The sequence below is a fragment of the Arthrobacter sp. ok909 genome, from assembly GCF_900104405.1.
Taxonomy (GTDB): domain Bacteria; phylum Actinomycetota; class Actinomycetes; order Actinomycetales; family Micrococcaceae; genus Arthrobacter; species Arthrobacter humicola.
The window spans coordinates 1-14,650 of sequence record NZ_FNJS01000034.1 but is presented as its reverse complement, the minus strand read 5'-3'; the positions used below and the strand labels follow the sequence as shown (position 1 = coordinate 14,650).

The following is a 14,650-nucleotide window of genomic DNA, read 5'->3' as shown; positions in this document are numbered from 1 at the left end:
GGAGCTGCAATGAAGAGATCCTTGCGCGTCCGGCTGTCGGCGGCCGCGGCCGGTGCGTTTCTGTTGCCCGGCTGCGCCGCGGACGCCCAGATACCCGCACCCACGCCCAATCCCCTGGCCGGCATCCACCTGTACCTTGACCCCGACGGACACGCTGCCGTCGACAGGGCTGAGCTGGAGCGATCCGGAAACCATGCAGCAGCTACCAGATTGTCGGCGATCGCGGATCACCCTACCGCCCGATGGCTTACCGGTGCTGCGGACGACCCGGACGTCGCTGCGCTCATCGTTCAAGCAGCCGTCAATCAGGGCACAGTCCCGGTCTTCGTCCTCTATAACCTTCCCCAACGCGATGCCGGGGCCGGACTCTCGGCCGGCGGAGCAGGAAACGCCGCAGCCTACACCGCGTGGGCCACCCGGATTGCACATGCCCTGGACCACCACCGCGCCATCGTGATCGTCGAACCCGACGGGGTCGCCGCGGTCGCCGACCACAGGCTGTCCGGAGAAGCAGCTGCCGAACGTCTTGCCACACTGAGAAAGACCGTCACCACTCTGGTGTCGAATCCGGACCTGTTCGTGTACTTGGACGCAGGCAACCCCGGCTGGACGTCGCCCAAAGACATGGCCGGACCGCTAGAGGCAGCCGGCGTCGGGCAGACCCGCGGCATTTCCGTCAACGTGGCAAACTTCTACACCGACCAGGACAGCGCCCGCTACGGAAACGCGGTAGCGGCAGTGACCGGCGGGGCCGGAGTCATCGTGGACAGCAGCCGCAACGGCACCGGCCCCGCACCCCCCGAAAAGCTCTCCTGGTGCAACCCGCCGGGGCGCGCACTGGGCCGTCCACCGGCCATCGCCCCGGACGATGCACCTGTGCAAGCCTGGCTATGGATCAAGCAGCCAGGCGACTCGGACGGAGCCTGCCATCCTGGCGAGCCACCAGCTGGCCAGTGGTGGCGCGAATACGCCCTGGGCCTAACAACCAACAAATAAAGCTGAACTGGAGGCGGCGACCCGGAGCGTGGCGCCTCATCGACAGGCTCTTCACCCCGAATCGAACAGGTCACTAAAATCAACGAACTCAGCATCATCATCGACGACCTCATTGAGGCTGCACGCCCGATCCTCGTCATCGGCATAAGGCGAAACCGGCAAACCGAGCCGTGAAGGACCCGCCTTTCCCAGCCAACAGTCACAGTCGAAGACAGCACGGAGGCCAGTACCGCGACGACGATCAGCCAGCCCCAGGGCCCGGCACCGCGTCCTTCATCGCGAGGAAAACGTTGCCCTGGTTCACGCTGGCGCCACGGGAGTAGAAGTACCAGGCGTAGATGCCAGAGCTGCGCCCGTCCGTGCTGCTGTTGTCGCACTGCGTGTCCTCGACGCGCTCGCCGGTGTCGTCGTTGAAGCACACCTGGCGTAGTCAGGTTCCTCGTTGTTGCTGGCCACCATCGCCGTGATGGTGTCGGCCAGGAGCGGCGCGACGCCCAATCCGACGACGGTGCGGCGCTGCGAGCGCTTCTTCCGCACTGCCGCACCGGCCAGCTCGCGCTCCCGTCCGCGTTCGAACGGGTCGAAAATGGCCCCCGGTGCGCCGTCCACGGCGGCGTCTCCGGCGCAGGCGGGCTGGCCGGGAAGATTCTGCAGCCCGTGCCGGAGTTCAGGTTTGGGCACCTGCCAGGGTGGGGGTTTCGGTGAACCGCCTCTGGTGGGCGGTTCACTGCCCTCGTGCCTGTGCTGATACATGCGCTCTCCCCCCGTTTCCGTCCCGATGGCTTGCAGTGCAATCCGCGAAACGGCCGCTGCCTGCCAAGGGGTTCTGAAATTTGATGCCAGCCCAACCGGGCTACCGGCCGCCGCGGATAGCGATTATGGCCCGGAATCGGCCGGGCCTTTGCTTTCCCGCCCCCGGCGCCCGGGCGGGCCTACACTGGTGCCATGGAAACCGCATCTGTGCTTGCCGTCTGCCGGGTTCACCAGCTGCTCGAAGATGCCGGCAGCGTCGGGGTCACCGCGATCGACAAGCGCCCCGTGGACGGTCCGGTACGGGTCCACAAACTCGGCCTGCGCGGTGATGTCCAGGCGAGCAGGATGGACCACGGCGGCGAGGACCAGGCTCTCTACGCGTACGCGCAGGACGACGCCGACTACTGGTCAGGGGAGCTCGGGCGGGAGATGCCGCCGGGCATCTTCGGCGAAAACCTGCGGATCTCAGGACTCAGCGCCTCCAATGCCGTGATCGGCGAACGCTGGAAGATTGGACTGGACGTCGAGGTGGAGGTCACCTCCCCGCGCGTCCCCTGCGCCACGTTTCAGCGGCGGATGGGCGAGCCGCACTGGGTCAAGCGGTTCACCGAGGCGGGCAAAGTCGGCACGTACCTCCGGGTGGTACGGACCGGCAGCATCGAGGCCGGAGACCACATCCACCGGATCTTTGTCCCGGTCCACGGCGTGACCATTGCCAAGTGGTTCACCGATCCCACCTTGGAGGACATGGAAGCCCTGCGCGACGCCGACGCCGACGGCGAGATCCGCCTCCAGCCCGAATATCACGAGCGATTCGAGAGGCTGCAGCGACAGCTTGGCGTGTAGCCGTGCCGCGCCGGTGTGCGCAAGCTCACCCGCCGCCGTCGCCGCTCAATTACCACTGTTCTGGTTCATGCCCTACACTGGAACTATCCCCCACTCCGGAAATCCCTTATTCCTGCCCAATTCTTGAGGCAGGACTGGTAAGTGTTGGGGCCCGCAAAATGTGATGCGGGCATTTTCATAGGGAGAGCCGGCAAAAGAAAACGCTGTACAGACTGCTGGGATAGCAGCCAAGAGATGCAGCGGGAAGTCCTGCCACGGGATTGCGAAAGCGCCGGACTTCTGTGACCCGCCGGTCAACGTACGCCCGGCAACTCGTGTCACGCGTACTGCGGCTCCGCTCACCTCGGGTTGTGCCGCTTGGCCCCTATGGATGAGGAAATTTCACCTATGCCCGAAAATCAGAACAACTCCGTCGACACCGAACTCGCCACCGAGAACAGCAAGGTCGACGTCGAGACTTCTGAAACGGCTGCCCCCGCAGCCGGCTCCGCCCCGGAATTCACCGAGGCTCCTGCGAACGTTGAGGCTCCGGCAGCCGAGGCCGCCCCGCAGGCTGACACCACGACCGAGGCCAAGTCCGCCCCGTCCAAGGACGAGGACACCGAAGATGAGGGCGTCAAGTTCGTTGACCTCGGCATCGACGGCCGCGTCCTCGCTGCCCTGCAGGACGTCGGCTACGAGAAGCCGTCCCCGATCCAGGCAGCAACGATCCCGCTGCTGCTCGAAGGCCGCGACGTCGTGGGCCTGGCCCAGACCGGTACCGGTAAGACTGCAGCATTCGCAGTACCGGCGCTGTCCCGCCTGGCCGAGCTCCACGACCTCAACGGCCCGTCCCGCAAGACCCAGGCCCTGGTCCTGGCACCGACCCGCGAGCTCGCGCTCCAGGTTGCCGAGGCCTTCACCTCCTACGCCAAGCACATCGACGACTTCACCGTCCTGCCGGTGTACGGCGGCTCCGCCTACGGCCCCCAGCTGGCCGGCCTGCGCCGCGGCGCCCAGGTTGTTGTCGGAACCCCCGGCCGCGTCATCGACCACATCTCCAAGGGTTCCCTGGACCTGTCCGAACTCCAGTACCTCGTGCTGGACGAGGCCGATGAGATGCTGCGCATGGGCTTCGCCGAGGACGTTGAACAGATCTTCCAGCAGACCCCCGCGGGCCGCCAGGTTGCGCTGTTCTCCGCCACGATGCCGAGCCAGATCCGCCGGCTCTCCAAGCAGTACCTGAACAACCCGGCCGAGGTCCAGGTCAAGTCCAAGACCACTACGGGCGCCAACACCCGCCAGCGCTACCTGCAGGTCATGGGCCCGCACAAGCTCGACGCGCTGACCCGCATCCTCGAGGTCGAAGAGTTCGAGGGCGTCATCGCCTTCGTGCGGACCAAGATGGCCACCGAGGATCTCGCCGACAAGCTGCGCTCCCGCGGCTTCCAGGCTGCCGCCATCAACGGCGACATCCCGCAGCAGCAGCGTGAGCGTACGGTCGAGGCCCTGCGCGACGGCAAGATCGACATCCTGGTCGCCACCGACGTCGCGGCCCGCGGCCTTGACGTCGAGCGCGTCAGCCACGTGGTCAACTACGACATCCCGCACGACACCGAGTCCTACGTCCACCGCATCGGCCGCACCGGCCGCGCGGGCCGTTCCGGCGACGCGATCCTGTTCATGACCCCGCGCGAGAAGTACCTGCTGCGTTCCATCGAGAAGGCCACGCGCCAGCCGGTGGAGCAGATGCACCTGCCCACGGCCGAAACCGTCAACACCCTGCGCCTGGGCAAGTTTGCCGACAAGATCACGGAGACGCTCGAGTCCGAGGACGTTGCGGCATTCCGCGACCTCATTTCCTCGTACGAGGAAGAGCACAACGTGCCGGCCGCCGAGATTGCAGCCGCGTTGGCCGTCATGGCCCAGGGCGGACAGCCGCTGCTGGTCAAGGAACTCCCGGCCGCGCCGGAATTCCAGAAGCGCGAACGCTCCAAGGACGGCTTCGGCTCCCGCGGGCCGACCCGTACGCTGACCGAGGGCAACGCCACCTACCGGATCGCCGTCGGACGCCGCCAGCGCGTCATGCCGGGTTCCATCGTGGGCGCCATTGCCAATGAAGGCGGCATCTCCTCGGCCCAGATCGGTGGCATCGACATCCGCTCGGACCACTCCCTCGTGGAGCTCCCGGCAGACCTGAGCCCCGATCAGCTGAAGGCCCTGTCCCGCACCCGGATCGGTGGCGAGCTGATCCACCTCGAGCTCGACAACGGCCGCAAGCCCTCCGGCGAGCGTGGCTCCTACCAGGGCAACCGCGGCGGCGACCGTGGGGGAGACCGTGGCGGCTACTCCGGTGGCAGCGGCAACTTCAAGGGCAACGGCGGCTTCAAGCGCGAATTCCGCAAGGGCGACGGCGAGCGGTCTTCCGCTGACCGTGGCGGCCGCTCCTTCAGCGAGCGTTCCGAGCGGAGCGTCGGCACCGACACCCGCAAGCCCCGCCACGAAGGCGGCTTCAAGCCCCGCAACAAGTGGTAACCACTAGCACTTTCTGAGAACGGGCCGGCTGCTGTGCCGGCCCGTTCTTCTTTAAGCCTTCCGCGCCCGTGTTCGCTTCGTCACACCCGCCGCGGGCGGCCGACCGGGGGCATCGATTTTGGCTCCCTGGACTGCCTTGGAAGCCCTGATTTCCGCGACTTTCGGCAGTACCGCCGTCGTTTGGGCGCCGATTTGTTGGTGGGCGAATCTTCCGGTAGAGTATTTACTCGTTGCCCCCCTAGCTCAGTGGTAGAGCGCGTTCTTGGTAAGAACGAGGTCACCGGATCGATTCCGGTGGGGGGCTCTGAATGAGGGCCTGTGTCAAGGCGGTTTTTGACCGGCTTAGCGCAGGTTTTCCTCATTTATGGCGGTGTAGCTCAGTTGGTTAGAGCGCACGACTCATAATCGTGAGGTCGGGAGATCGAGCCTCCCCACCGCTACAGGCAAGACCCCCGGAATCCGTTGAGATTCCGGGGGTTTTTCTGTTTCTATGCCGCGCCGGGTGTCCGGGTTCAATCATTCTCGTGTCGTCCTGCCCCTCGTCCACTGCGACGGTGACGCCGAGGTCCGCGCCAGGGGGACACGACGGTTGGGTTGCTGCTCTGAGGAGCCATCGGCCTCAGCGACATAACAGTCGTCAGGGTCTCAATGGGGGACGCGGAACGCTTCTTGTACTCGCCGGGGTCCTGGCCGTGGCCGTCTTCTTCCTTGGAGTAGGACGCAAACGATCCAATTAGCTACAAACTGCCCTGCTCATCTAAAGGGTGTGGCCCTAACCTGTAAATATCTCGATAATCACAGCGCTGTTTGTTCTGGCACAGAGACGGATGACGTGCCTGAAAACGGGTCGCTGTCGAATTGCACGGAGCGGCGGAGGCCAGTGATGGACGTGGACCGACCAGAGGTAGGCAATACCCGGCAAGGAAACGGCCGTGTCAGCCCCGGGCTGGCTACGCAGCTTAGTGACCTCGCACGGGAGCTGCAGCAGGGCTACGATGTCCACGCGGTCCTGTCCGGCATCGTCCAAGCTGCCTTGGACCTGATCCCGGGCACGGCGTATGCCTCGATTAGCCTCGTTACGGGTCGGAAGAAAGTTGATTCAGAAGTCGCCTCGGGAGACCTGCCACGCCTGGTCGATGCCCTGCAGAGCTCCACCGGGCAAGGACCCTGCCTGGACGCGGCTTACCACGAGCGGGTGGTTCGTGTTCCGGACCTCAGCCGGGAGGACCGCTGGCCCGCTTTCTCCCGGGGTGCTGTGAAACTCGGGGCACGGAGCATGCTTTCGATCCAGTTGTTCGTTGAAGGTGACCGCCTCGGCGCGCTGAACCTTTACGGAGCCAACCCGAATGCCTTCGACAGCGAATCCGAGCAAGTCGGCTTACTTGTTGCCGCGCACGCCGCCGTCGCTTTCGCGGACTCCCTGAAAATCAGCCAGCTCGGCGAAGCGCTTGTTGCCCGGCAGATGATCGGCCAGGCTGAAGGCATCCTGATGGAGCGATACAAGCTCACAGCGGAACAGGCCTTCCTCCTCCTCAGCCGCGCCAGCTCCAAAGCCAACATCAAAATCCGGGATATCGCCGAACACCTCACCAGCAGCGGGGAATTCATTACTCCGAGACCCCCCGCTGCCGACAGCTGAACGGCTTCGACTGCGCAGCAGCGTCGATCCGCACACTACAATGGGGGCCCGGCAAATCCCGGCGCTGTTTTGGGGGCGTATAGTCGTACGAGGTTAGGACGTGGCCATTGGAATCTCATCGTGGAGCAACCATGCCGAAATTTTCCCAGGGCCTGCCGTCCGCCGCTAACCGCGCACACTTTTTCCGGAGCCGGCCATTTGTCCCGGCGTCGGCCGCTCCCGACGCCGTTCCCGTCCCTGAACTGGCGGTGCGCTCGACGCCCGGTACGTTCGAGATCGTCCGTGTCGACGGTGGAGGGTTCCTCCTGCGGCTCGTTGACGGGGACGGGATGGTGCTGGCCCTCTCCCGAACTTACCCCGACCTTTCCGCAGCAGTTAAGGGTGTCGAGGCTGTGCGGGAAGGCGCTGCCACGTCCCACATTTCGGACCAGACAGCCCGCCCCCCCGGCGCCGACCCGATCCGGGCCGATTCCGGGCCCGTGAATGCTCTGCATCCCTCGGCGCAGCCCGAAAACGCGCACCCGTGACCCGCCGGACGGTGCGTCACCGCCCGGCTGTGCGGAGTTAAGGAAGCCATGCGCGGGTCCCCGGGTCCGACGTGGCGCCGCACCGAATTTCAACCGTCCACGGGCCCAGCCCGGCTGCGGACGATCACGTCGTCTGCCTAAGACACCGACCCCGGGCGCCTTTCATCGCGAAACTGACATAACCTCAGACACCGGCTTCCCTGCCCGGTGCTGCCGATCACCATTGGGGGTGACCGGAAGCCACCGGACCCACGGCGGGTGAGCGGCGCGGACGTGAAACGCCCCATTCCGTTGCCCTATCACTTAGGGCCCTTATGGCAGCCTGCAAGCAACTAAAAGTGATAGCGCAACGGGGGCCGGGGTTGCGTCCTCGGAGAGCGGCATGGGACAGAATGGGTCCATGACGCGAATCGCAATCATCGGCGGCCACGGCAAAGTGGCTTTGGAACTGTCCAGGATCCTCGCGGCGGATGGGCAGGAGGTCACGTCCTTCATCCGCAACCCGGACCACGCGGCCGACGTCGCCGCCACCGGCGCTACGCCCACCGTTCTGGATGTGGAGAACGCGACGACGGCGCAGATCGCCGACGCCCTGCGGAACCACGACGCCGTTGTGTGGTCTGCCGGTGCCGGGGGCGGCAGCCCCGAACGGACCTACGCCGTGGACCGGGACGCCGCGATCCGCTCCATGGACGCGGCGGCAGACGCCGGCGTCGGGCGGTACGTCATGGTCTCCTATTTCGGCGCCGGGCCGGACCACGGGGTCCCCGCCGACAACGGGTTCTTCGCCTACGCCGAGGCCAAGGCCGCCGCGGATGCCTACCTGCGCGGCTCGGGCCTTGACTGGACCGTCCTGGGCCCCGGGACGCTGACGAACGGACCAGGCAACGGGATGATCGACGTCGACCCCGCCGACACGTCGGACGGCACCGGAACCGCCCGCGCCAATGTCGCCCTGGTGGCGGCCGCGGTGCTCGGCCTGCCCGCCACGATCGGGCGCACCATCGAATTCAGGGACGGCACCCTGCCGCTCGCCGCGGCCCTGGGCCCACAGGCCTAGCACCAGGGCCCAGCCCCGCCCAGATCCGGGCCTTGGGAGGCCGCGGCCGGCCGATAGGGTAGTGGGGGCGGTCCGTGCATCCACCCGGGATGCGCGCGGCCGGATTTCGGGGAGAGCAGGCGCATGGACCAGTTGGCACTCATCGTTGGACTCCTGTTGGCCACCGTGGTGGCCGTTGGGCTGGGGGATCGGCTCAGGCTGCCCTACCCCGTGCTTATGCTGCTCCTGGCTGTGGCCCTGACGTTCATCCCGGGCTTTCCGGAAGTCCAGATCGCGCCGGATCTGATCCTGCCGATCTTCCTTCCGCCGCTGCTCTTCGCCACGGCCCAGCGCAGCTCCTGGGCCGTCTTCCGGGTCCGCTGGCGCACGCTGCTCATGCTCGCCGTCGCGCTGGTGGTGGCCTCCACCGCGGTGGTGGCCGGCGCGGCGTGGCTCATGATCCCGGGCATCGGCATCCCGGCCGCCATCGCCTTGGGGGCCATGGTGGCGCCCCCGGATCCCGTGGCCGTGGACTCCATCGCAAGCCGGGTTCACATGCCGCGGCGGCTTATCAACGTGCTCCAGAGCGAGGGACTCTTCAACGACGCCGCCGCCATCGTCATCTTCCAGGCGGCCGTGGCCGCCGCGGTGGCCGGCACCAAGATCGCCTCCGACGTCGTCCTTCAGTTCGTCCTCGGCGCCGCGATCGCGGTGCTGGTCGGGATCGGCATGGGCTGGCTCACGAGCCTGATCACCCGCCTCGTGGCCTCCATGGTGGCTCGCAGCGCCGTGACCCTCGTGGTGCCGTTCGCCGCGTACATCCTGGCCGAGGAAGTGCACGCCTCCGGGGTGATCGCCGTCGTCGTTACCGCGCTGGAAATACAGCGTCACTCCCGCCCACAGGACGCCGCCGAGCGGGTCACCCGCACCGCGTTCTGGGATGTGGTGGAGCTGCTGATCACCGGCCTGGCGTTCGGGCTGGTGGGGCTGGAAGTACGGCAGGTCATCCACGACGAAGGCACGTCCGTGCTTGGCATGGTCGGGAGCGCCGCGGTGGTCTGCGTGCTCGTGTTCGCCGTGCGGTTCGCCTGGCTGGCCATGATGTCCGGGTTGTCGCGGGCCAGGAAGGACGTCCTGCGCCCTACCTCGGCGAAGGACGTGCTGATCCTTACCTGGTGCGGCATGCGCGGCCTGGCCACGCTGGCGCTGGCATTGGCCCTTCCGTTGACCGTTGCGGACGGCACGCCGTTTCCGGCCCGGAGCGAGCTGCTGGTGATCGCCTGCGCGGTGCTGCTGGCCACCCTGGTGCTGCCCGGGCTGACGCTGCCGTGGCTCATGCGCGTCCTGAAGGCGTCCGAGGACGGCTCGGAAGAACGGGACGCCGCCCGCGTGCTGGCCTACCGGGCCCAACAGGCCGCCATCGCGGCGCTCAAAGACAACGAGCTCGTGAAGGAGTTGCCGGCGGAGAAGGTGGCGCTGGTGAAAGAGAAGATGACCCGGCTGCACGCGGAGCTGCTCGACGGGAGCCTGAAGAATGAAAGCGCGGGAGAGAAGCGCAAGCGCGGCCGCGAACTGGCGATTGCCGTGCAGACGATCGCCCTCGACGCGGCCCGCCAGGAAGTCTTGGCGGCCCGGAACGAGCCGGGCATGGACCCGGAAGTGGCGGACCGGGTGTTGCGTCAGCTGGACCTCCGCACCATGATCATGCCGGACTAGGGCAACGGATCAGGGTTAGCCCCGCGCGGGCAGCGCCAGCTCCATCGCATTCGCCTCGACGTAGTCCAAAGCGTGCCGGACAGCGCCGACCGTGACGACTGCGTCGCCCAGCGGCGAGGCCGTTACGCGCGGGGGAGTCGCGGTGAATCGGGGGAGCAGCGCCGTGATCTCCGGAAGCAGGGCGCCGGCGGAATCGGCGACGGCGCCGCTGATCACCACCTGCTCGGGGTTGATCAGGCTCGCGATCGAGGCGATGACGCGGGCCATGCGCTCCGAAATCCGGCTCAGGATCGCCAATGCCGCAGGGTCTCCCGCCGCTGCGTCCTCGAACACCCGCGGTGCGCTGGCAGCACCGCCGTCGGACGGTCCGCCGCCTGCTGCGGACCACTGCCGTGCCAGGGCCGCGATGCCGTCGGTGGAGCCAACGCCCTCCACCATGTCCAGATAGCCCATCTCGCCGGCGGCCCCGCCGCGGCCGTGGAGCAGGCGCCCGGATTCCATGACCCCGGCGCCCAGGCGTTCGCCCGCGAGAAGCACCACCAGATCGTCCACCCCCGCACCGGAACCGCGCCAGCGCTCACCGAGAGCCGCCAGGTTGGCGTCGTTTTCCAGGAGCACTGTCCAGCCGTGCAGTTCCTTCAGCGCGGATCGGAGCCCGACGTCGAACAGGCTCCAGAACCGCTGGGTCACGAGGACGTTGCCGTCCCGGTCCACCGGTGCGGCGATCCCGGCGCCCACGGCGAGGACCATGCCGGGGGCTGTTCCCGCGGCCTCCAGGGCCCGGCGGCAGGCGCGATCGATGACGCCGATCCGCTCCTGCGCGGGGATGTCCGCGGCACGGAAGCTCTCACTGGACCGGCCAACGACGGTGCCGCGGAGGTCGGCCACGGCGGCGGTGGTGGTGGCCGCGCCGATGTCGAGGCCCAGTACGAAGCCGGCCTCCGGGTTGAAGGCAAACCGCCGGGCCGGGCGGCCTTTCCGGGGACCTTCAGAGTTCGTTCCGGGCTGGTCCAGCTCCACGATCCAGCCCCGGCCGATCAGGTCCTCGCAGACGGCGATCACGGAGGCCCGGGTCAGCCCGGTGAGGGCCATCAGCTCTGTCCCGGTGGCAACTTCGGCGCCGCGGATGTGGCGGAGCACGGCCTGGGCGTTGACGCGGCGCAGCAGCTGCGGCGTGGCGGCTGCTGCGTGCGGCATCACTTCTTGACCTCTTCTGTTCCCGGACCCATAATTGTTCAGGCAATATATTTAGCTTGTATCTAAAATACCAGAAGCCGTCTCCCAGCCCCGAAGGATCATCCCTTGTCCAACACCGCCACGCTGGCAACCCTGTCCGGTTCCGACCTCGCCGCCGACCCCAACTGGTGGCGCCAGGCCTCGGTGTACCAGATCTACCCGCGGAGCTTCTCCGATTCCAACGGTGACGGCCTGGGCGACATCAAGGGCATCACCGCCAAGGTCCCGTACTTGAAGCAACTTGGAATTGACGCCGTCTGGCTCTCCCCGTTCTACCCCTCGGCGCTGGCCGATGGCGGCTACGACGTCGACGACTACCGCGACGTCGATCCCAAGCTGGGCACCCTGGCGGACTTCGACGAGATGTCCGCCGCCCTGCACGCGGCCGGCATCAAGCTGATCGCGGACATCGTCCCCAACCACTCCTCCAACCGGCACGTCTGGTTCCAGGAAGCCCTCGCCTCCCCGCGGGGTTCCGCCGCCCGTGAGCGCTACATCTTCCGGGACGGCCAGGGCGAAAACGGCGAGATCGCGCCCTCGGACTGGGAGTCCGTGTTCGGCGGCCCCGCCTGGGAGCGCATCACCGAGCCCGACGGTACGCCCGGCCAGTGGTACATGCACATCTTCGCCAAGGAACAGCCGGACCTGAACTGGTCCAACCGGGAAATCCGGGACGACTTCCTGAAGACGCTCCGCTTCTGGTCGGACCGGGGCGTGGACGGCTTCCGCGTCGACGTCGCCCACGCGCTGACCAAGGACCTCACCGAGCCCCTGATCTCCAAGGTCGAGCTCAGCGCCGCCAACACCGGAACCGACGGATTCGACGACGGATCGCACCCGTTCTGGGACCGCGACGAAGTCCACGAGGTCTACGCCGAGTGGCGCGAGGTCTTCAACGAGTACAACCCGCCGCGCACTGCCGTCGCGGAGGCCTGGGTACACGCGAGCCGCCGCGCCCGCTACGCGAGCCCGCAGGGCCTGGGCCAGGCGTTCAACTTCGACCTCCTGCAGGCCGACTTCGACGCCGATGAGTTCCGCGAAATCATCACCCGGAACCTCGCCGAGGCCACCGAATCCGGCGCCTCCTCCACGTGGGTCTTCTCCAACCACGACGTCGTCCGCCACGCCACCCGCTACGGCCTGCCCAAGGGCGGCGGCAAGCACGCCCAGGGCCAGGACGGCAAGGGCTGGCTTCTGACCGGAGCCCCCGCCGAAGAACTCGACGTCGAACTCGGCCTGCGCCGGGCCCGCGCCGCCACGCTCCTGATGCTGGCTCTGCCCGGATCCGCCTACCTGTACCAGGGCGAGGAACTGGGCCTGCAGGAAGTCGCGGAGATCCCCGACGCCGAGCGCCAGGACCCCACCTTCTTCCGGAACAAGGGCGTCGAGATCGGCCGTGACGGCTGCCGCGTGCCGCTGCCCTGGGCGCCGGAAGGCACCTCGTTCGGGTTCGGCGACGGCGGCGCGCACCTGCCGCAGCCGGCCTGGTTCGGCCGCTACGCCGTGGCAGCCCAGGACGGCGTGGAAGGCTCCACGCTGGAGCTCTACCGCACGGCCCTGAAGTTCCGCCGCGAACTGCAGACCTCGGAGGAAATGGAATGGCAGGAATCCGGCAGCGCCGACGTCCTGCACTTCAGCCGCCCCGGCGGCTGGCAGACGATGACCAACTTCGGTGACACGCCCGTGGAGCTGCCCGCCGGTGAGGTGCTGGTCAGCAGCGGCCCGCTGGACGGCGGAATGCTGCCGGCCAACACCACCGTCTGGCTGCGGTGAGCCCGTCGGCCCAGACGGCGGCCCCCGGCCAGGAGCTCATCTATGGCTGCATGGGCCTGGGCGGCAGCTGGTCGGCGGAGCCGTACTCGTCCGCGGAGGTGGACCAGGCGGCGGCCGCCATCGAGGCAGCACTGAAGGCTGGCATCACGCTCTTTGACCACGCGGACATCTATACCAACGGTAAGGCCGAGGCCGTTTTCGGCGAGATCCTGGCCGGGACTCCGGGACTGCGCGAGAAGATCCGGCTCCAGACCAAGTGCGGCATCAGGCTCAACGAGCAGGGTCTGGAAGCGTACTACGACCTCAGCCGGGACGGCATCCTGGAACGGGTCAACGAAAGCCTGGCCCGGCTCCGCACGGACTACGTCGACGTGCTCATGCTGCACCGCCCGGATCCCCTGATGGATCCGGCGGAAGTGGCATCCGCCGTCGGGCAGCTCATGACCGAAGGCAAGGTGCGCGCCGTGGGCGTGTCCAATATGTCAGGTCGGCAGATCGAGATGCTGCAGGACCGGCTTGAGGTGCCGGTTGTGGCCAACCAGCTGGAGATGAGCCTGCTGAAGCGGGCCTGGCTCGAGAGCACGGTGCTGGTCAACCACGCCGAGGGCACGGACTACAGCTTCCCGCACGGCACCGTTGAGCATTGCGTCCGGCACGGCATCCGGCTGCAGGCGTACGGCTCAATGGCCCGCGGCCGGTACACCGGGGCGCCGGCCGCCGTGCCGACGCCGGCCGCCGTGCCGACGCCGGCCGAGGAAGCCGCCACCGCCCTCGTCGCCGCCCTGGCCGCCGCGAAGGGGACCACGGGGGAGGCAATCGTGCTGGGCTGGCTCATGAAACACCCCGCCGGGATCGCGCCCGTGATCGGCACCGCCAACCCGGACCGGATCCTCGCCTGCGCCGGCGCCGCAGAGGCCGCCGCATCCATGACCCGCGCCGAGTGGTACGGGCTCTGGGTGGCAGCGCGGGGCAGCAACATCCCCTAGTCCGCCCACCATGCCACCCAACTGGCTGGCAGTTAAGGCCGCTATGCGCGCTGAAAACGGCTTCAGCTGCCAGCTACTTGGGTGCGGATGTGATTTTGGTCGTAATGGTCACCCCGGAGGGCCGGATCGCTTAGCCGCAAACGCCTCCGGGCGGATAGCGTAGATGCATGACTTCTACCACCACCGCCGAATCCCTTCGGCCCCAGCGCAACATCCCGGCCGACATTGCCCGCTCCTGGCTGCTGGTCAACGCGATGAAGCCCGAACTTTTCGACCAGTCCGCCGTCTCCCGGGCCGATGCGATCATCCTCGACATCGAAGACGCGGTGGACCCGTCCCAGAAGGACGCCGCCCGCGACAACGTGGTGAACTGGCTGATCGCCGGCGGCAGCGCGTGGGTCCGGATCAACGACGCCACCAGCCGGTTCTGGGCCGACGACCTCGCCGGGCTGCGCGGCACCCCCGGCCTGCTGGGCGTCATGCTGGCCAAGACCGAATCGGCGGACCAGGTCACGGAGAGCTTCCACCGGATGGACGGCAAGACCCCGGTCATCCCGCTCGTCGAGTCCGCCGTCGGCATCGAGGAAGCCAACAACATCGCGAAGGCCCAGGGTGCTTTCCGCCT

The 14,650-nt window shown here is 67.4% G+C and carries 11 protein-coding genes, 2 tRNA genes and 1 pseudogene; 12 read left to right on the top strand and 2 right to left on the bottom strand.

Annotation, left to right across the window (positions count from 1 at the left end; genetic code table 11):
- Window positions 1-9 precede the first annotated feature (9 nt).
- The gene (locus tag BLR03_RS19935; RefSeq protein ID WP_175460630.1) at window positions 10-996 is read left to right on the top strand and encodes a glycoside hydrolase family 6 protein; all 987 of its coding nucleotides are present in this window, start codon (window positions 10-12) and stop codon (window positions 994-996) included.
- Window positions 997-1,297: 301 nt separating this feature from the next.
- Here the strand turns inward: BLR03_RS19935 and BLR03_RS19930 are convergent.
- Window positions 1,298-1,749 (bottom strand): annotated as a pseudogene (locus BLR03_RS19930) (hypothetical protein); the annotation flags it as partial.
- A gap of 192 nt (window positions 1,750-1,941) precedes the next feature.
- Here BLR03_RS19930 and BLR03_RS19925 point away from each other — a divergent pair.
- The 8 genes from BLR03_RS19925 (at window position 1,942) to BLR03_RS19890 (ending at window position 10,030) form a co-directional block, all read left to right on the top strand.
- Window positions 1,942-2,595 carry an MOSC domain-containing protein gene (locus BLR03_RS19925; RefSeq protein WP_091255931.1) on the top strand — a complete coding sequence of 218 codons (654 nt, stop codon included), beginning with the start codon at window positions 1,942-1,944 and terminating at the stop codon, window positions 2,593-2,595.
- Between the two features lie 387 nt (window positions 2,596-2,982).
- Window positions 2,983-5,109 (top strand): DEAD/DEAH box helicase, encoded by a 2,127-nt coding sequence (locus BLR03_RS19920; protein WP_091255930.1) that lies wholly within the window; start codon window positions 2,983-2,985, stop codon window positions 5,107-5,109.
- 232 nt (window positions 5,110-5,341) lie between these two features.
- Window positions 5,342-5,413, top strand: a tRNA-Thr gene (locus tag BLR03_RS19915).
- A gap of 62 nt (window positions 5,414-5,475) precedes the next feature.
- Window positions 5,476-5,549: transfer RNA gene (locus BLR03_RS19910), tRNA-Met, on the top strand.
- Window positions 5,550-5,998: 449 nt separating this feature from the next.
- Window positions 5,999-6,748, top strand: coding sequence for a GAF and ANTAR domain-containing protein (locus BLR03_RS19905; protein ID WP_254788606.1), 750 nt, complete (start codon window positions 5,999-6,001; stop codon window positions 6,746-6,748).
- 131 nt (window positions 6,749-6,879) lie between these two features.
- Window positions 6,880-7,275 carry a YegP family protein gene (locus BLR03_RS19900; RefSeq protein WP_091255927.1) on the top strand — a complete coding sequence of 132 codons (396 nt, stop codon included), beginning with the start codon at window positions 6,880-6,882 and terminating at the stop codon, window positions 7,273-7,275.
- A gap of 400 nt (window positions 7,276-7,675) precedes the next feature.
- A complete protein-coding gene (locus tag BLR03_RS19895; protein ID WP_091255926.1) occupies window positions 7,676-8,335 on the top strand; it encodes an NAD(P)H-binding protein in 660 nt (219 codons plus the stop codon).
- A gap of 123 nt (window positions 8,336-8,458) precedes the next feature.
- Window positions 8,459-10,030 (top strand): Na+/H+ antiporter, encoded by a 1,572-nt coding sequence (locus BLR03_RS19890; RefSeq protein ID WP_091255924.1) that lies wholly within the window; start codon window positions 8,459-8,461, stop codon window positions 10,028-10,030.
- Between the two features lie 15 nt (window positions 10,031-10,045).
- On the opposite strand, the gene BLR03_RS19885 is transcribed toward BLR03_RS19890, so the two are convergent.
- Window positions 10,046-11,227 carry an ROK family protein gene (locus BLR03_RS19885; RefSeq protein WP_091255922.1) on the bottom strand — a complete coding sequence of 394 codons (1,182 nt, stop codon included), beginning with the start codon at window positions 11,225-11,227 and terminating at the stop codon, window positions 10,046-10,048.
- 105 nt (window positions 11,228-11,332) lie between these two features.
- On the opposite strand from BLR03_RS19885, the gene BLR03_RS19880 reads away from it, so the two are divergent.
- From BLR03_RS19880 to BLR03_RS19870, 3 genes are all read left to right on the top strand, one after another.
- Entirely contained in the window at window positions 11,333-13,039 is a 1,707-nt protein-coding gene (locus tag BLR03_RS19880) for a glycoside hydrolase family 13 protein (RefSeq protein ID WP_091255920.1), read from the top strand.
- The gene (locus tag BLR03_RS19875; RefSeq protein WP_302846606.1) at window positions 13,036-14,025 is read left to right on the top strand and encodes an aldo/keto reductase; all 990 of its coding nucleotides are present in this window, start codon (window positions 13,036-13,038) and stop codon (window positions 14,023-14,025) included. The genes BLR03_RS19880 and BLR03_RS19875 overlap by 4 nt, the downstream gene beginning before the upstream one ends.
- A gap of 167 nt (window positions 14,026-14,192) precedes the next feature.
- On the top strand, window positions 14,193-14,650 hold a 458-nt coding region (locus BLR03_RS19870; protein ID WP_254788605.1), incomplete at its 3' end, for an HpcH/HpaI aldolase/citrate lyase family protein.

Bases quoted from the DNA above. Each gene is read 5' to 3' on its own strand.
- BLR03_RS19890 (WP_091255924.1), top strand. From the start codon at position 8,459: ATGGACCAGTTGGCACTCATCGTTGGACTCCTGTTGGCCACCGTGGTG.
- BLR03_RS19900 (WP_091255927.1), top strand. From the start codon at position 6,880: ATGCCGAAATTTTCCCAGGGCCTGCCGTCCGCCGCTAACCGCGCACAC.
- BLR03_RS19935 (WP_175460630.1), top strand. From the start codon at position 10: ATGAAGAGATCCTTGCGCGTCCGGCTGTCGGCGGCCGCGGCCGGTGCG.
- BLR03_RS19885 (WP_091255922.1), bottom strand. From the start codon at position 11,227: ATGCCGCACGCAGCAGCCGCCACGCCGCAGCTGCTGCGCCGCGTCAAC.
- BLR03_RS19920 (WP_091255930.1), top strand. From the start codon at position 2,983: ATGCCCGAAAATCAGAACAACTCCGTCGACACCGAACTCGCCACCGAG.
- BLR03_RS19925 (WP_091255931.1), top strand. From the start codon at position 1,942: ATGGAAACCGCATCTGTGCTTGCCGTCTGCCGGGTTCACCAGCTGCTC.
- BLR03_RS19895 (WP_091255926.1), top strand. From the start codon at position 7,676: ATGACGCGAATCGCAATCATCGGCGGCCACGGCAAAGTGGCTTTGGAA.